Annotated in this window: 18 protein-coding genes; 11 read left to right on the plus strand and 7 right to left on the minus strand. The window is 60.4% G+C overall.

The features are described 5' to 3' along the window. Positions 1-34: 34 nt before the first annotated feature. From narH to B9A19_RS16315, 4 genes are all read right to left on the minus strand, one after another. The gene (narH, locus tag B9A19_RS16300; protein WP_084092129.1) at positions 35-1,594 is read right to left on the minus strand and encodes a nitrate reductase subunit beta; all 1,560 of its coding nucleotides are present in this window, start codon (positions 1,592-1,594) and stop codon (positions 35-37) included. Then, complete coding sequence (locus tag B9A19_RS16305) at positions 1,591-5,328, minus strand: nitrate reductase subunit alpha (protein ID WP_084092130.1); 3,738 nt, start codon at positions 5,326-5,328, stop codon at positions 1,591-1,593. The genes narH and B9A19_RS16305 overlap by 4 nt, the downstream gene beginning before the upstream one ends. A 724-nt stretch (positions 5,329-6,052) precedes the next feature. Next, positions 6,053-7,435, minus strand: coding sequence for a NarK family nitrate/nitrite MFS transporter (locus B9A19_RS16310; RefSeq protein ID WP_084092132.1), 1,383 nt, complete (start codon positions 7,433-7,435; stop codon positions 6,053-6,055). 28 nt (positions 7,436-7,463) lie between these two features. Continuing rightward, complete coding sequence (locus tag B9A19_RS16315) at positions 7,464-8,753, minus strand: MFS transporter (protein WP_084092134.1); 1,290 nt, start codon at positions 8,751-8,753, stop codon at positions 7,464-7,466. Between the two features lie 215 nt (positions 8,754-8,968). Here B9A19_RS16315 and B9A19_RS16320 point away from each other — a divergent pair, with 215 nt between their 5' ends. From B9A19_RS16320 to B9A19_RS16355, 9 genes are all read left to right on the plus strand, one after another. After that, positions 8,969-9,484: a hemerythrin domain-containing protein gene (locus B9A19_RS16320; protein ID WP_084092136.1), complete on the plus strand. Its 516-nt coding sequence runs from the start codon at positions 8,969-8,971 to the stop codon at positions 9,482-9,484. Continuing rightward, positions 9,481-10,671 (plus strand): NnrS family protein, encoded by a 1,191-nt coding sequence (locus tag B9A19_RS16325; protein WP_084092138.1) that lies wholly within the window; start codon positions 9,481-9,483, stop codon positions 10,669-10,671. Before B9A19_RS16320 ends, B9A19_RS16325 begins: the two co-directional genes overlap by 4 nt. A 16-nt stretch (positions 10,672-10,687) precedes the next feature. Continuing rightward, a complete protein-coding gene (locus B9A19_RS16330; protein ID WP_084092140.1) occupies positions 10,688-10,879 on the plus strand; it encodes a DUF3079 domain-containing protein in 192 nt (63 codons plus the stop codon). Positions 10,880-10,973: 94 nt separating this feature from the next. Beyond that, positions 10,974-12,962 carry a ribonucleoside triphosphate reductase gene (locus tag B9A19_RS16335; protein WP_084092142.1) on the plus strand — a complete coding sequence of 663 codons (1,989 nt, stop codon included), beginning with the start codon at positions 10,974-10,976 and terminating at the stop codon, positions 12,960-12,962. A gap of 82 nt (positions 12,963-13,044) precedes the next feature. Continuing rightward, a complete protein-coding gene (nrdD, locus tag B9A19_RS22235; RefSeq protein WP_139798913.1) occupies positions 13,045-13,221 on the plus strand; it encodes an anaerobic ribonucleoside-triphosphate reductase in 177 nt (58 codons plus the stop codon). Continuing rightward, complete coding sequence (locus B9A19_RS16340; RefSeq protein ID WP_084092144.1) at positions 13,184-13,936, plus strand: anaerobic ribonucleoside-triphosphate reductase activating protein; 753 nt, start codon at positions 13,184-13,186, stop codon at positions 13,934-13,936. Before nrdD ends, B9A19_RS16340 begins: the two co-directional genes overlap by 38 nt. A 93-nt stretch (positions 13,937-14,029) precedes the next feature. Then, the gene (locus tag B9A19_RS16345; RefSeq protein ID WP_084092146.1) at positions 14,030-14,698 is read left to right on the plus strand and encodes a Crp/Fnr family transcriptional regulator; all 669 of its coding nucleotides are present in this window, start codon (positions 14,030-14,032) and stop codon (positions 14,696-14,698) included. Positions 14,699-15,002: 304 nt separating this feature from the next. Further along, on the plus strand, positions 15,003-16,268 hold the full coding sequence (locus tag B9A19_RS16350; RefSeq protein WP_084092148.1) for a tyrosine-type recombinase/integrase: 1,266 nt from the start codon (positions 15,003-15,005) through the stop codon (positions 16,266-16,268). A 144-nt stretch (positions 16,269-16,412) separates the two neighbouring features. Beyond that, positions 16,413-16,736 carry an H-NS histone family protein gene (locus tag B9A19_RS16355; RefSeq protein ID WP_176216977.1) on the plus strand — a complete coding sequence of 108 codons (324 nt, stop codon included), beginning with the start codon at positions 16,413-16,415 and terminating at the stop codon, positions 16,734-16,736. 68 nt (positions 16,737-16,804) lie between these two features. On the opposite strand, the gene B9A19_RS16360 is transcribed toward B9A19_RS16355, so the two are convergent. The 3 genes from B9A19_RS16360 to B9A19_RS16370 are packed head-to-tail and all read right to left on the minus strand — an operon-like array spanning position 16,805 to position 19,581. Then, entirely contained in the window at positions 16,805-17,749 is a 945-nt protein-coding gene (locus B9A19_RS16360) for a hypothetical protein (protein ID WP_084092152.1), read from the minus strand. 46 nt (positions 17,750-17,795) lie between these two features. Beyond that, complete coding sequence (locus tag B9A19_RS16365) at positions 17,796-18,218, minus strand: hypothetical protein (protein ID WP_084092154.1); 423 nt, start codon at positions 18,216-18,218, stop codon at positions 17,796-17,798. 1 nt (position 18,219) lies between these two features. After that, positions 18,220-19,581: a hypothetical protein gene (locus B9A19_RS16370; protein WP_139798914.1), complete on the minus strand. Its 1,362-nt coding sequence runs from the start codon at positions 19,579-19,581 to the stop codon at positions 18,220-18,222. Positions 19,582-19,878: 297 nt separating this feature from the next. Between B9A19_RS16370 and B9A19_RS16375 the strand changes: the two genes are divergently transcribed. Continuing rightward, entirely contained in the window at positions 19,879-21,936 is a 2,058-nt protein-coding gene (locus B9A19_RS16375) for a type VI secretion system Vgr family protein (protein WP_084092158.1), read from the plus strand. 13 nt (positions 21,937-21,949) lie between these two features. Continuing rightward, the gene (locus B9A19_RS16380) at positions 21,950-23,377 is read left to right on the plus strand and encodes a DUF2169 family type VI secretion system accessory protein (protein WP_084092160.1); all 1,428 of its coding nucleotides are present in this window, start codon (positions 21,950-21,952) and stop codon (positions 23,375-23,377) included. The last annotated feature ends 24 nt before the right edge of the window (positions 23,378-23,401 follow it).

Raw genomic sequence — 23,401 nt, forward strand, 5'->3', positions numbered from 1 at the left:
ACCGGTGCCGGCGGGCGGGCCGCCGGCACGCTGATCAGGAGGTCGCCTTTTTGCGCGACTTGGGCATGTCAACGAAGATCACGCTGCCTTGCGGCTTCTTGCCAAACAGCGTTCCTTCCGAGGTGCCGCCGGAGCAGCCGTTGCCGAAGGTGAAGCCGCAGGACCCCTTGTCGTTGAAGCTGTCCTCGACCATTTCCTTGTGGCTGCTCGGGATCACGAAGCGGTCTTCATAGTTGGCAATCGCCATGGTCTGGTACATGTCCTCGACCGTGGCCGCGTTCAGCCCGACCGGTGTGATCAGGCTGGCATCCGGCTTGCCGTGCACCACCTCGCTGCGCTTGTAGGCGCGCATGGCGATCATCCGCTCCAGCGCGCTGACCACGGGCGCCTCCTTGCCGGCGGTCAGCAGGTTGGCCAGATAGCGCACGGGGATGCGCAGGCTCTTGACGTCGGGAATGATGCTGTCGCCCACCGTGCTGTGCGGCATGCGGCCGGCCTCGGCCGCCGACTGGATCGGCGACAGCGGCGGGATGTACCAGACCATGGGCAGGGTGCGGTATTCCGGGTGTAGCGGGAAAGCCACTTTCCACTGGCAGGCCATCTTGTAGACGGGGGAGCGTTGCGCCGCTTCCAGCCAGCTCTCGGGTATGCCCTGTGCGCGTGCCGCTTCGATCACCGCTGGCGAGTGCGGGTCGAGGAAGCACTTGAGCTGTTCTTCGTACAGGTCCTGTTCGTCCGCGGTCGAGGCGGCCTGTTCGATCAGGTCGGCGTCATACAGCAGCACACCCAGATAGCGGATGCGACCCACACAGGTTTCCGAGCAGACCGTGGGTTGGCCGGCCTCGATGCGCGGGAAGCAGAAAGTACATTTTTCGGCCTTGCCACTCTGCCAGTTGTAGTAAATCTTCTTGTACGGGCAGCCCGAGATGCACATGCGCCAGCCACGGCACTTGTCCTGGTCGACCAGCACAATGCCATCGTCCTCGCGCTTGTAGATCGAGCCGGACGGACACGATGCCACGCAGGCCGGGTTCAGGCAGTGCTCGCACAAGCGGGGCAGATACATCATGAAGGTGTTTTCGAAGGTGGAATACATCTCCTTCTGCACCCCCTCGAACAGTGCATCGCGGCTGCGTGCGCTGAACTCGCCGCCCAGATCGTCCTCCCAGTTCGGACCCCATTCGATCTTGTCCATTTTCTGGCCGGTGATCACCGACACCGGGCGTGCGGTCGGCGGCGTTTGCGACAGCGGCGCCTTTTGCAGGTGTTCGTAGTCGTAGGTGAAGGGCTCGTAGTAATCGTCGATGGCCGGCAGGTTGGGATTGGCAAACAGGTTGGCGAGAATCTGCAGCTTGCCGCCCTGGCGCGGCACCAGCTTGCCCTTGGCATTGCGCTTCCAGCCGCCGTTCCACTTGTCCTGGTTTTCCCATTCCTTGGGATAACCGATGCCGGGTTTGGTCTCGACATTGTTGAACCAGGCGTATTCGACCCCATCGCGGCTGGTCCAGACGTTCTTGCACGTCACCGAGCAGGTATGACAGCCAATGCATTTGTCGAGGTTGAGCACCATGCCCACTTGAGCGCGGATCTTCATTTTGCGACTCCTTGTTCTTCTTCGGCACGCGGCCCGTCCAGCCACTCGACCTTCTTCATCTTGCGCAGTACGACGAACTCGTCGCGGTTGCTGCCTACGGTGCCGTAGTAGTTGAAGCCCCAGGCCTGCTGCGCATAGCCGCCTATCATGTGCGTGGGCTTGAGCACCGTACGCGTGACCGAGTTGTGGATGCCGCCGCGCTTGCCCGATGTTTCGGCGCCGGGCACGTTCACGATCTTTTCCTGTGCGTGGTACATCAGGCACATGCCTTGCGGCACGCGCTGGCTCACCACTACGCGCGCGGTCAGCGTGCCGTTGACGTTGAAGACCTCGACCCAGTCGTTGTCCTTGATGCCGGCTTGTTTGGCTTCTGCCTCGGAAATCCACACGTGCGGGCCGCCGCGCGACAGCGTGAGCATGCGCAGGTTGTCCGAATAGGTGGAGTGGATGCCCCATTTCTGGTGCGGCGTGATCCAGTTGAGCACCAGTTCGTGCTCGCCGTTGCCATGCTTGCCCAGCATGGGCTTGATGGTCTTGGTGTCGATGGCGGGCTTGTAGACGCACGAGCCTTCGCCGAAATCGAGCATCCAGCGGTGATCCTGGTAGAACTGCTGGCGGCCGGTCAGCGTGCGCCAGGGGATCAGCTCGTGCACATTGGTATAGCCGGCGTTGTAGCTGACCTCTTCCGATTCCAGCCCCGACCAGGTCGGTGCACTGATGATCTTGCGCGGCTGCGCCTGCACGTCGCGGAAGCGGATCTTGTCGTGCTCGCGGCCGATGGCAAGGTGGCTGTGGTCGCGCCCGGTGATCTTCGACAATGCCTCCCAGGCCTTGACCGCAACGTGGCCGTTGGTTTCCGGTGCAAAGGTCAGGATCATTTCGGCCGCGTCGATCGCGGTATCCAGGCGCGGCCGGCCCTGGCTGACGCCCGGCTCGGTAACGACCTTGTTGAAGCCGGCGACTTCATGCACCTCGTGCCGGGTATCCCAGTTGATGCCCTTGCCGCCATTGCCGAGCTTGTCGAGCAGGGGGCCGATCGAGGTGAACTTCTTGTAGATGTCGTTGTAGTTGCGCTCGACCACGGTCATGTTCGGCGCGGTCTTGCCCGGAATCAGCTCGCATTCGCCCTTTTTCCAGTCCTTGGGTTCCAGCGGCTGACCAAGCTCGCCCGGCGTGTCGTGCAGCAGCGGGGTCAGTACCAAGTCCTTGCGCGTGCCCAGATAGGGGCCGCCGATTTCGCTGAATTTCTTCGCCAGCAGCTTGTAGATTTCCCAGTCGGTCTTGCTTTCCCACAGCGGCTGCACGGCTTCGGACAGCGGGTGGATGAAGGGGTGCATGTCGGACGTGTTGAGGTCGTCCTTTTCATACCAGGTGGCCGTCGGCAGCACGATGTCGCCATACAGGCAGGTGGTGCTCATGCGGAAATCGAGCACGGTCAGCAGATCGAGCTTGCCTTCGGCGGCTTCTTCGCGCCAGGTGACCTCGGACGGGCGGATTGCGTCGGCTTCGTCGGCGAACAGCGCGTTTTGCGTGCCCAGCAGGTATTTGAGGAAGTATTCGTGCCCCTTGCCGCTGGAGCCGAGAATGTTGGAACGCCAGACGAACATATTGCGCGGGAAATTGGCCGGGTTGTCCGGGTCGTCGCAACTCATGTGCAGCTTGCCGGCCTTGAGCTGTGCGGCAGCATAGGCGGCCGGGTCTTGCCCGGCGGCTTCGGCGGCGGCAACCACTTCCAGCGGGTTGGTCTGCAACTGCGGGCAGGACGGCAACCAGCCCATGCGTTCGGACTTGGCATTCAGGTCCAGCATGCTCATGCGGCCATAGCGGCCGGCATCGGCAGTCGGCGCGAGGATTTCGTCGACGGCCAGCTTTTCATGCCGCCACTGGCTGGTGTGCGCATAGAAGAAGCTGGTGCCGTTCATCTGGCGTGGCGGGCGTTGCCAGTCGGCGGCGAAAGCCAGCGGTGCCCAGCCGAATTGCGGGCGCAGCTTTTCCTGCCCCACATAGTGCGCCCAGCCACCGCCGCTCTGACCAATGCAGCCGCACATCATCAGCAGATTGATGATGCCGCGGTAGGTCATGTCCATGTGGTACCAGTGATTGAGTGCGGCGCCGACGATGACCATGCTGCGGCCATTCGTATCGTGCGCGTTCTGCGCAAACTCGCGCGCCACCTGGATCACCAGTTCGGGCTTCACGCCGGTATGCTTGAACTGCCAGGCCGGGGTGTAGGGCACATCGTCGAAATAGGATGCCGCCACATTGTTGCCGCCCAGCCCGCGATCAATCCCGTAGTTGGCCATCTGCAGGTCATACACGGTGCTGACCAGCGCCGTGCTGCCATCGGCCAGGCGCAGGCGCTTGACCGGCACATTGCGCACCAGCAGATCGTCGTGCTCGGCACCGAAGTATGGGAAGCCGACACCGGCCACGTCGTCGCACTGGTCAATCAAGGACAGCAGTGGGTCGACGCTGCGGCCAGAGCCGCCATCCTTCAGCTCCAGGTTCCAGCGGCCGACCTTTTCACCATCGTTGACCTTGCCCTCGCCCCAGCGAAAGCCAATAGTGCCGTTGGGCACTACCAGATCGCCGCTGGTGGCATCGATCTGCAGCGTCTTCCATTCGGGGTTGTTGGCCTCGCCATGATTGGCGTCGAGATGCGAGGCGCGCAGGAAATGATCCGGCACCAGCACGCCGTTTCGTTCCTTGAGCATCACCAGCATGGGCATGTCGGTGTATTGCTTCACATAGCCGGTGAAGTAGGCAGACTTGCCGGCAAGGTGGAATTCCTTGAGCACCACATGGCCCATGGCCATGGCCAGCGCGGCATCCGTGCCCTGGCGCGGCGCCAGCCAGATGTCGCCGAACTTGGCCATTTCGCCGAAGTCGCTCGAAACCGCGACGGTCTTGGTGCCCTTGTAGCGCACTTCGGTATAGAAGTGGGCATCCGGTGTGCGGGTCATCGGCACGTTGGAGCCCCACACCATCAGGTAGGTGCTGTTGTACCAGTCGGCCGATTCGGGCACGTCGGTCTGTTCACCCCAGATTTGCGGGCTGGCCGGCGGCAGGTCGCAATACCAGTCGTAGAACGACAGGCAGGCACCGCCCAGCAGGCTCAGATAACGCGCGCCAGCGGCATAGCTGACCATGGACATGGCCGGAATGGGCGAAAAACCGACGATGCGGTCCGGGCCGTATTGCTTGATGGTGAGCGCATTGGCAGCCGCGATGATTTCGGTGGCGGTTTCCCAGTCGGCGCGCACGAAGCCGCCCTGGCCGCGCACGCTCTTGTAGCGCGCGGCCCGCTCCGGGTCCTGGCTGATATGCGCCCATGCGGCGATCGGGTCCATGCTCTTGCGCGCTTCGCGCCACATTTCGATCAGCCGGCCACGGATCATCGGGTATTTCACGCGCTGCGCCGAATACACATACCAGCTGTAGGACGCGCCACGCGGGCAACCGCGCGGTTCGTGGTTGGGCAGGTCGGGCCGGGTACGCGGGTAATCGGTCTGCTGGGTTTCCCATGTGATCAGGCCGTTTTTCACATACACCTTCCACGAACAGGACCCGGTGCAGTTCACCCCGTGGGTGGAACGCACGATCTTGTCGTGTTGCCAGCGGCTGCGATAGGCGTTTTCCCACTGGCGGTCTTCCGCGACGACCGCGCCATGTCCGTCCGCGAAGGTGGACTGCACGCGGGACATGAACTTCAGCCGGTCCAAAAAGTGGCTCATCTGATTTCTCCTGGAAGGCTGCGGTGCGCAGCCGGACTCCTGCATTGACGATGCCACTTTAGGATTTTGCGCAGCGCTGGCCCATTCATCGGAGGGAGGGGGTAGGCAAGGCAGTGGGACTAGTCCGGAAGGACTAGGGCCTGTTAACACTTATTTCGCGCTTGCGCTGGGCCGCAAAGAGGTCAGCTACAAGGCACGCAACGCAGGCAATAACCGGTTATTGCCAAGGCGCGTAACGCCGTAGATGGCCTCTTTGCGGCCCAGCCCTGCGGGTTCGGGGTATTTCGGGCGGTTCGCTGCGTTGCAAACCGCTTGCGCTACCCGTACCGCGGCGCGTTCTGCGCCTTGCGCTCCATCCCGAACTACCCCGAACGCAAGCGTGAAATAAGTGTTAACAGGCCCTAGGGGTAGTTCATCCGGCGGAGTGTGTTGAATGAAAGAAAGCCCGGCATTACCGGGCTTTTGATGCCGGTCATCCACGGATAAGCGGCTGAAGGGCATGGCAGGCGCGCTGAGGCTGGCATGAGCGTGGATGCTTGATCCACAAAGCTCCATCGCACCACTGGCGAGCGCAGCGAGGCCCCCTCGCGGCGGCGAGGGCGGGGGCGTGGAATCAAACAGGGAGCGCCGCTGCTTCACCTTCAAAAGCCGGTCAGCGCCCGGCTTTGCCGGGCGTTTGATGCCGGTCATCCACCGATAAGCGGCCGAAAGGCATTGCAGGCGCTCAGCAGGGCATGTCCGCACCCTTGCGGGCATAGAACCACCAGGTGACGGCCAGGCAGCTCAGGTAGAACACGATGAAGCAATACAGCGCCGCGTTCAGGCTGCCGGTATAGGCCAGCGAGGTGCCAAAGCTCTTGGGAATGAAGAAGCCGCCATAGGCACCCATGGCCCCGGCAAAGCCCAGTACGGCGGCGGCTTCGCGGTTGCCGTCCACCAATGCCTGCTTCTGTGCGGTCTCGCTGCTGCCGGCTGCGCGCTGGCGCTCGGTCATGAAGATCACCGGGATCATGCGGAAGGTCGAGCCGTTGCCGATGCCGGTCAGCGCGAACAGCATGATGAACATGGCCAGAAAGCCCTGAAAGCTGCCGGGGTTGCCGTTGCCGGGCAGGTAATGCATCACGCCGAACACGGCGCCTATCATGGCGGCAAAGGTCAGCAGCGTGACACGGGCACCGCCAAGCTTGTCGGAAATCCAGCCACCGACCGGACGGGTCAGCGCACCAACCAGCGGGCCGAGGAAGGCATAGGCCGTCGGATTGACGCCGGGGAACTGCGATTTGGTCAGCAATGCCAGGCCGGCGGAAAAACCGATGAAAGAACCGAAAGTGCCCAGGTAGAGCCAGCACATCAGCCAGTTGTGGCGGCGGCGGAATATGACCGCCTGCTCGATGAACGACGATTTGGCGCCGGCAATGTCGTTCATGCCGAACCAGGCCGCCAGCGTGGCAACCAGCACCAGCGGTACGCCGAACCAGCCGGCATTCTGCAGCCAGACGGTTTTTTGCACGCCTTCCTTGACGTAAACATGGCCATCGCCAGCCAGTGCGCCAAACAGGCCGGCCGAGATCACCAGCGGAATGATGAACTGCACGGCACTGACGCCCAGGTTGCCGATGCCGGCATTCAGCCCGGTGGCCAGTCCCTTCTTGGCCTTGGGAAAAAAGAAGCTGATGTTGGCCATCGACGAGCTGAAATTGCCGCCGCCCAGCCCGCACAGCAGCGCGAGCACCAGCAAGGTCGGATAGCTGGTGCTGGGGTCACGTAGCGCAAAGGCCATGCCCAGGGTAGGGATCAACAGGCTGGCAGTGGAAATCACCGTCCATTTGCGGCCGCCGAAAATCGGCACCAGAAACGAGTAGAAAATCCGCAGCGTGGCGCCCGAGAGCGCCGGCAGCGCGGTCAGCCAGAACAGCTGATCCTTGGAAAACTGGAAACCGGCCTTGTCCAGATTGACCACAACCACCGACCAGAGCATCCACAAGCCGAAGGCCAGCATCAGCGCCGGGATGGAGATCCACAGGTTGCGGTAGGCAACCCACTCGCCATAGCTTTGCCAGAACTCGGTGTTTTCCGGTTCCCAGCGCTTTAGAACGTGCGTAGACATGATGTACTCCTGAGATGAGAAAACTGGGTCATTGTTGGGCGGGGCGTGCTGCGTGCTGGGCAAGCACCTGTTCGCCCAGCGCAACGCTTTCCGCACGGAAACTGAAGTGCATCCACACCAGCGATACGCAGACGGTGCCGTACAGCAGCATGAAGCAGCTGGAACGCACACCCGTCAGGTCAAGCAGTGCGCCGAACAGGATGGGCAGCACGAAGCCCCCGAGGCCGCCGGCCAGCCCGACCATGCCCGACACCGCACCGATGTGGTCGGGGAAGTCGTTGGAAATGAATTTGAAAACCGATGCCTTGCCCACGGCCATGGCGATGCCGACGACGAACAGCAGCAAGGTGAACGGCAGTGCGGTCAGCCCGATGTGGAAATCCTGCGGGCCGCCGACGGTGAGGATGCTGAACCGGGTTTGCGGGTAGCTGAGCAGGAAGAATGCCACCCAGCACACCCACATCACCCACCAGGTGGTCTTGTAGGCGCCGTAGCGGTCGGAAATCCAGCCGCCCAGTGCGCGCAGCACGCCGCCGGGCAGCGAGAAGCAGGCCGCCAGCAGCGCGGCGGTCTTCATGTCGAAGCCGTATTCGCCGATGTAGTACTTGGTCATCCACAGTGCCAGCGCGACATAGCCGCCGAAGACCACCGAGTAATACTGGCAGTAGCGCCATACGCGCGGATCACGCAGCATTGCCAGTTGCTCGCGCAGGGTGACGCTGCGCGAGACCAGATGCTCAGGCTTGCTGCGCGAACCCACCCAGAACAGGATGGCGGTCACCAGCATGGCCACCGCGTAGACCTTGGGTACGATGGTCCAGCTGCCGCCAGCGGCAACGATCAGCGCGGGGGCGACGAACTTGGTGAGCGCCGAACCCGAATTGCCTGCGCCGAAAATGCCCATGGCCAGCCCTTGCCGCTCCCGTGGAAACCAGCGCGCCACGTAGGGGGTGCCAACCGAGAACGCGCCGCCGGCCAGACCGACGAACAGTGCCAGCACCAGAAAGTGCCAGTAGGCCGTGGCATGGCTCATCAACCAGATGGGCGCTACGGTGGACAGCATCAGCACGAACAGCACGATGCGCCCGCCAAAGCGGTCGGTCCAGATGCCCAGCGGCACCCGCACCAGTGAGCCGGTCAGTACCGGCATGGCGGCCAGCAGGCCGAACTCTGTTTCGCTCAGGCCGAGACTGGTCTTGATCGGAATGCCCAGTACCGCAAACATCATCCACACGGCAAAGCAGATGGTGAAGGCGAAGGTGCTGGAGACCAGCACGCTGATGGCCCCGGGCGGGATATGCGACGCTTGCTTGCTCATGATGACTGCTCCTCCTGTCATTGCTTCTGGTAGACAAGCTTAAAAACCCTGCTGGCATGTCGCCATTCGCCAGCGGAGGGGGCAGGGCGAGGCAGAGGGATTAGTTCGTGTGAACTATGGCGGCCCGTGCGCGGGTGCCGGCACACTGGCATTCCGGCATCGAGCGACGGGTTTTGCGTGGCGTTTGATGCGATTGCCTTGCAGGAGAGCCAGCCATGTGGCCATCGGATGACGCATCCTTTCCCCGTTTTGATGAACCGGTAGGCATGCTGACCGCGTGCCACGACAAGGTGCGTCGTTTTGCCGCGCTGGGCTTGAAGCTGGAGACGCATCTGGCCGAACACGGCGCAGATGGGCAGGCAGCGGGTGCAGCGGAGCAGATACTGCGTTATTTCGACATCGCTGCGCCGCTGCACCACGCCGACGAGGAGGAAGACCTGTTCCCGGCCTTGCGCGCCCTGGATGATGCGCAGCTGCATGCGGCGCTGTCCCGCATCGAAGCCGAACACGTAGCGCTGGCCGCACTGTGGCAGGCGGTACGGTCCTGGTTGCTGGCGGTTGTGGCAGGGCAGGTGCTGCCTGCACCAAATGCCTTGAGCGAGTTCGCACGGGCTTACCCGGCCCATGCTGCCGATGAGGAGGCGCTGCTTTACCCGGCCGCGGCCAGGCTTGCCCCCGAGGTGCTGGCGCAGATAGGGCAGCGCATGCAAGCGCGCCGTGGTGCCGCATGATGCCGCAGGCGGTCGGGCCGACATCGTGGCAGCGGCTGTGCCGGGTGCCGCATCGTATTTATTTCGCCTGTGGCGCGCTGGCACTGCTCAGCATGGTGCTGTGGTGGGCACTGGGCCTGAGCGTGCCGCTGCCGTCAACGGCGCCGGCCTGGATGGTGCATGCCGTACTGACGCCACTGGGCGTGTTTCCGCTGTTCATGCTGGGTTTCATGTTCACTGCCGGGCCGCGCTGGCTGCTGGCCCCCGAAACCGGCCCCGGCCATGCGCCGCTTGCGCTGGCTTATCTGGCCGGCATCTGGCTTTGCCTGTACGGCTTTGCCGTGGCGCCACGTATTGCATTACTTGGGTGTGTGCTCATGCAGGCGAGCTGGCTGCTGGCCGGGTGGCGCTGGTATGGCTGTGTGCGCCGGGGACAGAGCAGCGACAAGCACCATGCGGTGCAGTTGCTGCTGGCCATGATGGCTGGCCTGATCGCGCAGGGGCTGTTTGCTGGGTGGGCGTGGTGTGGCAACCTGCAATATTGGGCCATGGCCCGGGATGTCGCGCTCTGGGGCTTTTTGCTGCCCGTGTTCCTGATCGTGCTGCACCGCATGCTGCCCGTGTTCACGCAGATGGCGGTGCCCATGCATGGGCGTTGGCACCCCAACTGGTTGCTCGACACGTGGCTGGCCTGCTGCATGGTCATGGTGGTGCTCAAGATCTTCGATGACGGCCGGCTGCTGGCCTGGGTGGCAGGGGGCTTGGCGGTACTGCTGGCGCTGACCAGCCTGCGCTGGGGGCTGCTCGATGTACTGAATAACCGGCTGCTGGCCATGCTGCACCTGAGCTTCCTGTGGCTGGCACTGACGCTGGGCGTGCTGGCCGCGCATGGCGCCGGCGCCATTCCTGCCGGTGCGGCGCCGGCACATGCGCTCGGCCTGGGTTTCTTTTCGACCACACTGGTGGCCTTCGTCACGCGGGTGACGTTGGGGCACAGCGGCCGCAATCTGCTTGCCGACCAGGGCTACTGGGCCATTTACCTGTCGCTGCACCTGATTTCCTTGCTCCGGCTGGCACTGGCCATACAGGGTGGCGCTGCCACGCAATTGCAGTGGCTGGCGCTGCTATGGGCGTTGATCATGCTGGCGTGGGTAGCGCGCATCCTGCCCGTTTACTGGCGCCCCCGCAGTGACGGCAAGCCCGGCTAACGCTCGGCGAGCTGACATGGCCAAAAAATTCCCTGCCCATCCCAAACATCCAGAGCGTATCTGCTGGGGATGTGATCGCTATTGCCCGGCCGATTCGCTGGCTTGCGGCAACGGTTCCAGCCGGACACAGCATCCAGTGGAGTTCTGGGGTGATGACTGGCAGGAATGGGAGCAGGCTGATCCGGCCGGGGGGCAGCCGCAGAATTGATCCACGTCAAGAGATGGGCTGATGGTGCTGTCCTTTGCGCTTTTACACAATATATAGTGGTTTTGTTATTTATAAATCACCATATGGAGTGTTTATGGACGGGCGATGGGTCATCAAGCGGGATGGTGGCACGGCCGTGTTCGACAGCGGCAAGATTGCTGCGGCAATCGCGGCAGCGGGCAGGGCAAGCGGCGAGTTCGGCGCGGATGAAGCCGCCCGGCTGGCCGGGCAGGTAGTCGCCGCGCTGGCAGACCAGCCTTGCCCCGGCATCGAGGCGATACAGAACCGGGTTGAGGGCACGCTGGTGGCCGCCGGTTACTGGCCCACGGCGCGTGCCTATATCGTCTACCGCGAACAGCATGCCAAGCTGCGCGATGTGCGCCGCACGCTGGTTGATGTCGAGCACGCGATGGAGGAATACCTGGACCAGCGCGACTGGCGAGTCAATGCCAATGCCAACCAGGGCTACAGCCTGGGCGGGCTCATCCTCAACGTGGCCGGCAAGGTCACCGCCAACTACTGGCTGTCGCACGTCTACAGCCCCGAGGCCGGGCAGGCGCACCGTGATGGCGACCTGCACATCCATGATCTGGACATGCTGTCCGGCTATTGCGCCGGCTGGTCGCTGCGCCAGTTGCTGCATGAGGGCTTCAACGGCGTGCCGGGCAAGGTGGAGGCATCGCCGCCACGCCACATGTCGGCCGCCATCGGCCAGATCGTCAATTTCCTTGGCACCCTGCAGAACGAATGGGCCGGCGCGCAGGCTTTCAGCTCCTTCGATACCTATATGGCACCCTTTGTGCGCCGCGATGGCATGGACTATGCCGCCATCAAGCAGGCCATGCAGGAGCTGATCTACAACCTGAACGTACCCAGCCGCTGGGGCACGCAAACGCCGTTCACCAACCTCACCTTCGACTGGGTGTGCCCGGCCGATCTGGCCGGACAGATCCCCTATGTCGGCGGCGAGGAAATGCCGTTCAGCTATGGCGAGCTGCAGGCGGAAATGGACCTGATCAACCGCGCCTATATCGAGGTGATGATGGAGGGCGATGCGCATGGCCGCGCCTTCACCTTCCCCATTCCCACCTACAACATCACGGCGGATTTCGATTGGGATCACCCCAACTGCACGCCGCTGTTCGACATGACGGCCAAGTACGGCCTGCCGTACTTCCAGAACTTCATCAATTCCGACTTGCAGCCGCACATGGTGCGCTCGATGTGTTGCCGGCTGCAGCTTGACCTGCGCGAGCTGCTCAAGCGCGGCAATGGCCTGTTCGGCTCGGCCGAGCAGACCGGCTCGATCGGTGTGGTGACGGTGAACTGCGCGCGCCTGGGTTATTTGCACCGGCAGGACGAAGCCGGCCTGCTGGCCGCGCTGGATCACCAGCTGGCGCTGGGGCGCGATGTGCTGGAAACCAAGCGCAAGGTAGTGCAGCGCTATATCGACCAAGGGCTGTACCCGTATACCAAACGCTATCTGGGCAGCCTGCGCAATCACTTCAGCACCCTGGGCGTGAACGGCATCAACGAGATGATCCGCAACTTCAGCCAGGATGAAGACGACATCACCACCGAGGCCGGTCATGCGCTGGCCTTGCGCTTGCTCGACCACGTGCGCTCGCGCATTGCCGCCTTCCAGCAGGAAACCGGCCACCTCTACAACCTGGAGGCCACGCCGGCCGAGGGCACCACCTACCGCTTTGCACGCGAGGACCGCAAGCGCTGGCCGGACATCCTGCAGGCAGGCACGCCCGAGCAGCCGTACTACACCAACAGCTCGCAACTGCCGGTGGGCTATACCGATGACCCGTTTCACGCGCTGGCCATGCAAGAGGCATTGCAAAGCAAATACACCGGCGGCACGGTGCTGCACCTGTACATGAATGAAGCCATATCGAGCAGCGACGCGTGCAAGACGCTGGTGCGGCGCGCCTTGACGCGCTTCCGCCTGCCTTATCTGACGGTCACGCCGACCTTCTCGATCTGCCCCAGGCACGGCTATCTGCGCGGGCAGCACGAGTATTGCCCGATCTGCGATGCCGAGTTGCTGGCCCAGCCCGATACCTGCTGCACATGAACCCCGCCATCCACCGCAATCCATACGCCGTATCACGAACCCGGTCTGGCCGGGTTCTCCAACCCCGACCAAGGAGCACACCATGAACACTGTCACAGCCGAAAAACCGCAAACCCGCCAGCTCGACAATGCGCAACGCACGCGCTGCGAAGTCTGGACCCGCGTGATGGGCTATCACCGCCCGGTTACGTCGTTCAACAAGGGCAAGCAAGGCGAATTCAATGAGCGCTGCTTCTTTGTTGAACGGTCGAAGCGCTGAGCACCTGCAGTCTCCGCGCGATCAGTTGCCGTCGCCCGGCAATGCCGGGCCGGGGGCGCCGGCGCTGGCTGGGCTGGTGCCGTTTTCCGGCGTGGACTGGCCGGGCAAGTTGGCCGCGGTGATCTTCATTGCCGGCTGCCCGTGGCGCTGCGGCTATTGCCACAACCCGCATCTGCAGCAACGGCACGCTGTGTACAGCTGGCCGGCGGTCATGGACTGGTTGCACAGCCGGCAGGGCTTGCTCGATGGCGTGGTGTTCTCGGGTGGCGAGCCGCTGAGCGAGGCGCAACTGCCCGCGATGGTGAACGAGGCCCGCAGCGCAGGCTTTCAGGTGGGGCTGCATACGGCCGGCATTTACCCGCAGCGCTTGCGTGCTCTGCTGCCATTGCTCGATTGGGTGGGACTGGACATCAAGCACGGTGTGGACGGATACGACGCCTTGACCGGACGCAGCGGCAGCCACGTGCCCGCCATGCAAAGCTTGCAGGCCCTGCTTGAACACGGCGGCGAATTCGAATGCCGCACCACCTGGAGCCCGCAATGGCAGGGTGAGGTCGATTTACTGGCGCTGGCCACCACGCTGGCCCGGCAGGGTGTGCGCAACTATGCGGTGCAGCTGCACCGCGCCGGGCCTTCGGGCCCAGCCGCCATGCCCTTGTCCGCAGCGACTGCAAGCCGGCTTGGCCAGCTGTTTCAGTGTTTTGCCATGCGATGAGCATGGCCTGTCCACAAGAGCTAGGCACTCAGGCGGATGTCGCGGCGGCGGCACCACGCATAGCATGATGCTACCCGTTTTATGGAAAGTACCATGGCCCGTACGCTGGATATACGGGGCTTGCTGCAGCAGCTGCCCCTGTTCAAGAACCTTGCCGAGCGCCAGCTTGAGCAGCTGGCGCACAGCTGCGAGCAATGCCGGTTTGATCGCAACCAGTTCGTTTTTCATCGCGGCGACAGCGCCAGCGGGCTGTATGTGGTTGCCGTGGGCCGCATCAAGCTCTCCATTCCTTCCGGGCAGGGGCAGGCCAAGGTGGTCGAGCTGTGCGAAGCCGGCCAGTCTTTTGGCGAGGCAGGCATGTTTCTGGGCCTGCCTTATCTCGTCGAGGCACAAGCGCTGGAAGACAGCCTGCTGATCCGGATCGCCAGGGCGGAGATCGAAAGAACGATAGATAGCGACCCGTCGTTTGCCCGCCGCATGTTGGTAAGCCTGTCCATGCACGTTGATGCCATGCTCAGGGATATCGAGGCCATCAATCTGCAGAACGCCATGCAACGGGTGATCAGCTATCTGCTGGCGCAACCGATGGACAACGGCAGGGTGCGCCTGGTCTGCAGCAAACATGTCGTTGCCTCCAAGCTTGGATTGACACCGGAAACGTTGTCGAGACAACTGCACCAGCTGGTCGATCTGCAATTGATCCGGGTATGCGGCGGTGACGTGCAGATTCTTGATGAATCTCGACTAAAAGCGTGGCTCTGAAGCTTGAAGAAGACGTTGCTCGCTTGAATGCAGTGGGCTGAGCCCACCAAACGAGAATCTGAACGTGGGTATAAATGTGGGTATGAATGGCGGAAAAGAAAAAAGCCCTTGAACATCAAGGGCTTTTTTGTGTGTCTGGCGGAGAGAGGGACCGCCATTTAATTGTCCGATAGATGCTAGCTGAATTCACTAGAGCGGCTCTATTGCTTGATTGGCGTAGGCTGCATGTGCGAAGTAGTCCAGCTCTGTTCAGCAGCATTCAGCTGTTGATGGCATACTCAATGGCATACTAGAGGAGTATGCCATGGCTGCCCTGACTGATGCCAAAGCCCGCAACATCAAGCCCGATGATCCAGTGTTACCGCATGGCGGGATCACCGGTTTGGCACTTCATCCGTCCGTCGCCAAAGGGCGCGGCAAGTGGGTGTTGCGCTACGTCAGCCCGCTCACGCACAAGCGCCGTAATGCAGGCTTGGGTGCCTACCCGGAAGTCGGGATTGCCGAAGCGGCCAAGATCGCACTGGCAATGCGTGAGCAGCTAGCCGCCGGCATCGATCCGTTGGAGGCCAAAGCCAGTGAAGCGGCCAAACCGCAGATGCCGACTTTCAAAGAGGCGGCCGAGCGGCTTCATGCAGAGTTGTTGCCAGGCTGGAAGAATGCCAAGCACGGCCAGCAGTGGATCAATACGCTGACGCAATATGCCTTCCCGGTATTGGCTGAGCTACCGCTTGATCAGATTGAACCGCGCCACATTGCGGATGTGCTGCGCCCCATCTGGCTGGAAAAGCCCGAAACAGCTGGCCGTGTAAAGCAGCGCATTCATGCGGTCATGTCATGGGGGTGGGCACACCGCTACTGCACAGCAAATCCAGTCGATGTGGTTGATCACCTGTTGCCGCAGCAACCGGGCAAAGCCATTCGCACCCAGCATCAGCCGGCCATGCCATGGCGTGAAATCCCCGATTTTGTTGCTGCACATCTTGGTTCGGACAACCGCCTCGACGTGACCAGAGTCATGCTGGAGTTCCTGATCCTCACTGCCAGTCGATCTGGCGAAGTGCGTGGCATGACTTGGGCAGAGGTTGATTTCGCGGTCGCGATCTGGACAGTGCCGGCTGAACGCATGAAAGCCGGCATCCAGCATCGTGTGCCGCTATCGTGCCAAGCGCTTGATATTCTGCGCGGACAAGAGGGTCAACATGACGAACTGGTGTTCCCGTCTCCACGCAAGCAAGTGCCGCTATCAGACATGGTATTGACCGCATTCTTGCGTCGGATCAATGCCCGGAGCGACACCGCTGGGCGCGTCGCCACAGCCCACGGCTTCCGTTCTAGCTTCCGCGACTGGTGCAGCGAGCAGAACTATCCGCGCGATTTGGCTGAACGCGCATTGGCTCACACCGTACAAAACAAGGTTGAGGCGGCCTATCACCGTACAGACCTGCTGGAACAGCGTAGACCGATGATGCAGGCATGGGCTGATTTCATAACCACGACGCATGCAGGAAAGAAACCAACGTCAACCCTTGGTGCACAACTTGTGGCAGGTCTTTCCAATCAGCAGCATTGATCTTTACCCAGCGGTATTCCGTTCCCTGTATTCGCCATGCAGCCTATCTATTCTGATGCCTTGTTTTCTGTACTAGGAAAAATCAGCTATCCTGCTTAGGTCATGATCCACATGCTACGGATACCCACCCAAGAGGAAACCAATATGGCTGATCTTTCCCAATACACGCTGCCGCAACTCTATGAGCTGCAAAAAGAAGTGAGCACACGAATCGCAAACAAGCAGGTCACAGAAAAACACGCTACCTTGGTGGCTCTGCGTCAGTTGGCTCAAGAGCGTGGCTTTGATCTGCATGAGTTGCTTGGCGCTGCTCCAGTAGCAAAGGGCGGCAAGCCTAAAGTAGTGGGCACGGCCCAATACAAGAATCCGGCGGATGCCAGCCAGACTTGGACGGGTCGTGGCCGTAAACCGCAGTGGGTGCTTGACTTTCTCGCCAATGGCGGAGAGCTGGATACGCTCAAGAATTGAAGCTGAATATAAAAGCACCTATTTAGGCGCTTTTATATAAGTTAATTAATTGGTTAAGTGAAGCGAAATTATTTTCTTTTTCTTAACGCCTTTGTCAAGGCAGTTCTGGGCGGTTTGTGATTTAGGGTAGACGATCGATGGTTGCGGGTTGACTTATTTTTAATTGATGGTTTTTTGGGGTTTTGTTTTGTCATCTGTGTGGATTGCCCGTACACGATCAAATCAGTTTTGAATTCTCGAATGACGAAATCAAATATTGCTCGTTTCTTTAGGTCGCACCTGAGAATAATTCTTCCTACCCCGGAAAGAAGTGTGCTGGCTATCCAGGAAAGAACTAACGCAAATATCATTGCGGCTAATCCAACTATTTCGAATTTGAAAGTGTTTTTCTCTAGGCGGCTAAAGATTTCATCGAGCGTGATGTCGCTCTTTGCGTAAATTGTTACGAAGGCACCAAAGCAAAATAGAATTAGTGTGTTTATTCTATTTTTTGATGAGTCGTTGATAATGTATTTCTTTATGGATGTTTTTTCTTTTCTGCTTTCTGCTAGAGTCAGAAGATCATCTGTAGCTTTTGCCAATGCTTCGTAGCCAAATGTCGTTGATAGCTTACGAATGAATATGGATTTGGCCTCTGCTTTGGAAGTGACTGTAGGATATTTCTTCTTCAGATTTTTTAGGTCAATTCTGTCTCCGGTGGCGATTAGCCCAAAGAAACTGAGTAAAGTGAGTACTTCAAAAATCAAAATGAGAACTATGTGGTCCTTGATTTCTTGATTGCTGAAATTGAAGTACTTTAGTAGGTAAAGCAATGGAATTCCAAATAGAAAAATAAAAATACTGTATATGTTCTTTGTTGGGTGTATGTGTTGAAGGCAGTGTTTTGCATAATACGCATTAATGATGAAGAGAAGGCTTTGTCTTCCGTGTAGATGTGTTTTGTCTTTTTCTTTTTTTGTGGGCCATTCGATGGATATCATCAGACGGCCAATGCTTTTCTTTAGAATAATCATATTTGTTGGTGTTTTTGATTTTTGTAAAGGTTTTCAATTTAATAAGTTATGCCCAGCTAACTATCACATAGCTGCCCCCACCACGCGGGTCTTGTTCTGCCGTAATTTCTCCCCACACAAACCGATAAATTGACTGGCGGTCGTTCTGGCTATTAGGAGTACCCAGTTCGTGCACCAGGAAATCGACGTGGGCTTTGTGCAGGGCGTTGCCATCCAGACTAGGGTCGTTCACAAATCCGAAGCTCAATCGCTTCAGATGATCGTGCTCGAAACCGAGCGAAAGCTGGATGGCTTGACCCGACTGGGTATGTGCTGAAGCAGTCTTGAAGCACCAACCGGTTTGCATGTCGAATTCACGGATAAATGCCAAGCCTGCTTGGGCCAGTTGCTGAGAAGTCAGTCCCGCACGAAGGCTCAGGCCTTGCTTGAGGTGAATCTCCCCGCGTGCAATATCAAAAAAAGGTGTCATGTCAGGGAGCCTTGAACGGAATGGAGTAAAGCGGTGTCAGCGTGCCTTGGTAATCCGGGATGAACAGCTGGGGCGCCCCACCTGGCCCGAATTGCGGGTTCGCCAAGGAAATGCCCGATGCGGCTGGCGCAGATTCGGCAGTGACCTCGTAGATGGTAACGCCGCTGCGGTACGGCGGGTAGGCCGGGTTGCTCAGGTTGGGGCCGATCTGAAGTTGCTTGTAGAAGTCGGCCGCAGTGCCATCAGTACCAGCAAAGCCCTCCAGCGTGGTGTAGTAGGGCGACTGCCCTGGCACCGAGCCAACAACCTTCGTGCCTTTGGGCAACGTCACCAACGAGTAGTCATCGACGCCTGGATAGGCACCTTCACCCTGCCAGATTCTGGCTTTGTCGACCGGAGTGACCGGCCCGATAAACTTGTCTCCGCCCGGTAGCAAAGAACGATCAACCGGAACGGGGTCAGGCGCTTTAGGCGGCACTTTGGGGGGCGGGAGGCCGGCTTGTGGCATCTTCGGCGCAGGAGGTACCTTGGGCGGTGTGGCAACCATGGCCGCAGCTGCTGCAGTCGCTTCATCTGCGCCCCGGCCAGCACGCATCCCCAGGCGAGCCAGATCGTTCACTGCACGCATCAGGCGTGGTATCGCTACAGCGGCCTTGGCCACCGCCGTAACGCCATCGATGACCAGCAAGATATCCAGCAGCACCCCACCAAACAACACACCACCCTGAAACTTGCCCGACAAGTCACCGCGTTGCATATAGGCCATGTAGGCATTGAACTTGTCGGCGGTACCTTGCTTGATCACCTTGCCCAGCAGTTCGGGCTGGGAAACCAGCGCTTTCACGCTGTCGAACAACTGCTGGCGCTCCTGGTAGGCTGCAGCGCACAACGCATCGAGGTCAAAAATCTGCCCCGCCAGCAGTGGCAGGGTCCCGAGTGGGCTGGTTGCCAAGGTGATCCTGGCACGCATGCGCACCCAGAAATCCGGCGAATGGCGCATTTCGTAGTATTCCGCCAGCGCCAGCATCGTGAACAGCTTGCCCAATTCATAGACGCCTTCGGCCACACCCTTGAGCATGCCGCAGCCGACGCCGGCAGTGAACGACTGCGGGCCGAGCAGTTCGACAATCACCTTGTTGCGGTCCACCCAGTTGGACGCCCTGCGCAAACTGTCCAGCGCACGCTGTGCGTACTGCTTGGCTTCATCCAGCGTGGAGTTGCTACTGCCAACCGGATCAGGGGACCGGCTGCGGGTGAGCGTGGTGGTGCCCTTGTCCAGCCATCCGGGATTGCTTACGCTTCCCAATGGATTCACATTGCCCATGATGTCGAGCAAAGAAAGAAATGCGGCGATTATGCGCATTTCCCCTCAGTAGCGGAAGAACAAGCCTGCCGAGTGGTTTTGATCGGATGGTTCCGATGCCTACCTGTGGCATATCTCACACCTGCCTCCCCCGACTACCCCCGGCAAGTTGCCGCTCATCGGTTACGGGTGGTCGTTGCTGCGCAGTTACATGACAATCGCGCCTCCAAAAAGCTGTCTATAATCTTGCTCGAACAGGCGAGAAATAAAAAAATAAGCCATTGCTAACGCAAGCAAGTGGCCCGGATCAATTACCCCGTTTCAGCCAGTACACCCAACAGAAGCCCATCACATCCCATGTTCGATCAACGCGCCCTGCGTCTGCACACATCGCTGCCCGATACCAGCCTGTTCTTCCGTAGCCTGAGCGGCGGTGAAGCCCTCAGCACCATCGGTGGCTATCAGCTGGTGGCCTTGTCACCCAGCCCCGATCTGCCGCTGGATGATCTGGTTGGCCATCCCGCCACGCTGGAGATCGATCTGCCCAAGGGCGGCGTGCGCTACGTCAACCAGTACGTGGCCAGCATGGCGCTGGTGGGCAAGGAAGGGCAGCACTACCGCTACGAAGCTGAACTGCGCCCCTGGTTCTGGTTTCTCACCCGCACCGCAGACTGGAAGATTTTCCAGAAGCTCAGCACGCTGGATATCGTGAAGAAGGTGTTTGGCGATCACGGCATCGCGCGCTTTGAAGACCGCACCACGCAAAGCTACCCGCAGCGCCGCTACTGCGTGCAGGCCGGCGAGACCGATGCCAACTTCATCATGCGTCTGCTGGAGCAGGAGGGCATCTACTTCTACTTCGAACACAAGGCCGACCAGCACGTACTGGTGCTGGCCGATGGCCTGCCGGCGCACAAGCCGCGCCCGGATTACGAAGTGATTCCCTACGAAGTGGGTGCCAGCGACGGCGGCATGCGCGTGGACGACGAGCACTTTGCCGCTTGGCGCTGCGGCAAGCAGGTGGAAAGCACCAAGTTCATCGTCAACGACTACGACTACTTCCGCCCCTCGGCCAAGCTGCAGCAAACCGCCACCGAATCGCGCCCGCACGGCCAGGCCCAGCACGACATCTACCTGTGGCCCAGCGAATACTACGCACCGGATCGCGGCCAGCACTTTGCCGATATGCGGGTGGAAGCCGCACAGGCACGCTACCAGACCGCCAGTGGTTCCGGCCCGATTGAAGGGCTGTGCACCGGTCAGCTGTTCAGCCTGATCGACTTCCCGCGCCAGGATCAGAACCAGCAATACCTGGTCACCAGCGAACACCTGCTGCTGGAAGAAAACACTTACGAATCGACCGGCACCGGCATGGCCCAGCGCCAATGCCAGGTCACCGTCATTCCCAGCAAGACCCCATTCCGCCCCGAGCGCAACACCCCCAAGCCCTATGTGCAGGGTACACAGACCGCCCGCGTGGTCGGCCCGGCCGGTGAGGAAATCTACTGCGACGAAAAGGGCCGCGTGAAGATCCAGTTCCACTGGGATCGCTACGGCCCCAACAACGAACAATCAGGCTGCTGGGTGCGTGTCTCCAGCGCGTGGGCCGGACAGAGCTACGGTGCCACCTCAATTCCGCGTATTGGCCAGGAGGTATTGGTCTCCTTCATCGAAGGTGATCCGGACCGTCCCATCATCACTGGCCGGGTTTACAACGAAGAACAGCCCACCCCGTTTGGCAACGCCAGCAGCAAAACGCAAAGCGGCCTCTATAGTCGCTCCAGCCCCGGTGGTGGCCCGGACAATGCCAACATCTTGCGCTTCGAAGACAAGAAGGGCGCAGAAGAAGTCTGGTTACATGCTGAAAAAGACCAGCGCATCGAAGTCGAGAACGACGAATCACACAGCGTCGGCCACGACCGCAGCAAGACCATCGGCCACGATGAAACCGTGCACGTGAAGCACGACCGTACCGAGACGGTCGACAACAACGAAACCATCACCATCGGCGTCAACCGGACTGAAACCGTTGGCAGTAACGAGACGATCTCGATTGGCGCCAATCAAGCGCTCACCGTGGGCGACAACCAGACCGTCACCGTCGGCAAGAACAAGGCCGAAACAGTGGCCATCGCCAAAGCGCTCAGCGTGGGAGCTGGCTACGCCATCACCGTTGGCGGTGCCATGAATACCGGTGTCGGCCTGGCGCAGTTCGAAGAAGTTGGCCTGAACAAAACCGTCGTGGTCGGCAAAACCCTCTCCATCACTGCCGGTGACAAGTTCGAACTCAAGGTGGGCAAGTCCAGCTTCATCATGGATAGCGACGGCAACATCACACTCAAGGGCGTCAAGATTCTGGTGGAAGGGTCCGGGCCGATGACGTTGATCGGCAAGGACGTGGACATCAACCCCTGACGGACGGTGTGAGATGGAATTTCTCAATCACACGCCATTTCCAGCAGTGGCTTTTGAAGGGCTGACCCCGGACGGCCAGCCTTTCCACGTGCTCGCGCTGAAACAGACCTATCGCTTCGATGCCGATGGCGCGCTGTCTTTCGACGACGAACAACAGCCCTTGCTGGAGCGTGATCAATACACCGGCCCGCTCAACGAATCGGCTGTTGCCGCAGAAAGCGACTACTGCCACTTCAAACCACGTTGCGACGTACTGGTAACCGGCCGCGCCCACCCACCCAGTGGCATACGCAGCACGCACTTCGATGTGCGCCTGGTGGTTCGACGGCCAGAACAGCCCGTGCCGATCCCGCCACGCCCGGAACCGGCCAATGCACTCTTTGGCCTCACGCCCACCGAGCTGGTGCAATGGGAGCGTGCGGTTGCCCAAGCCAGGGCCACGCCACCGCGCAGCGAAGTCCTGCTCGACAAGACCCTGCGCGTTCATGGTGAACGCTGGCTCAAGCGCAAACTCTGGCCAGTGCGGGCCCTGCAAAGCCTGCTACGCCTTGGCTCATTCGGACTGCTCAAACCCAACCCATGGCGGTTGACTGAAGCTGCACGCGTCAGCCCCATCGCGCTCACGGCTGAATATGCCTTTGGCGGCCAGGCCAAGGTGCATATCGGTGACGCCAGCCCGCGCAAGGTACCCAAGCGGCACTACGTGCCTAATGTCGAGTACCAGCGCCTCAAGGAACACCACCAGGCCACCGGAGAAAACCCGCTGCTCGCCCACGCGCAATGGGATGCCAACCACGTCGGCCGTGGCTTCGTCACCCACTGGTTTCTCAAGGCTACTCGTCCCAGACAACTACCTGCGCCGCTGATCGAATACCCCAACCAGCCCTTTACGGCAGACCAGTTCTGGCAAGTCGCCCAAGGCGCAGTCCAGGTGGCAGATGCAGCGGCTCCCAAGACCGCCAGCCTCGACGTCGTGCAAAAGGTCTGGCTGCCACGCCGCAACCTGCTCGGCACGGTCGATCAGGCGTTCATCCGCAGTGAAGCCCCGTTGCCGCAGGACTTTGACTTCGCCTACTGGAATGCCGCCGCCAGCGATCAGCAATGCCCCCGGCTCAAAGGCAACGAAGTGCTGCAGCTCACCCATCTCACCCCGGAAGGCGGCTTGCGCCTCACCCTGCCTGGACACGAGGTCTATGCCTTCGCCCGTTACGACAACGACGAGATTCAAAACCTGCCGATGTACATCGACACCGTGTTGATTGATACCGAACAACGTCGCCTCATGCTCACCTGGCGGCTTGCCGTCACCAAGGGTGAAGCCGCCATCACCACACTGGAAGCCTGCATGAGCGACAAGGAGGCCGTTGCCGCCTATCAGGCTGCACTGCAAAACATCAGCCAGACCCTCGGCATCCCTGAAGCGGAGCTGCTCAATGGCTGATATCGGCGCCCGCAAGGAAGGCAG

Source organism: Andreprevotia lacus DSM 23236, assembly GCF_900176275.1.
In the GTDB taxonomy this organism is placed as follows: domain Bacteria; phylum Pseudomonadota; class Gammaproteobacteria; order Burkholderiales; family Chitinibacteraceae; genus Andreprevotia; species Andreprevotia lacus.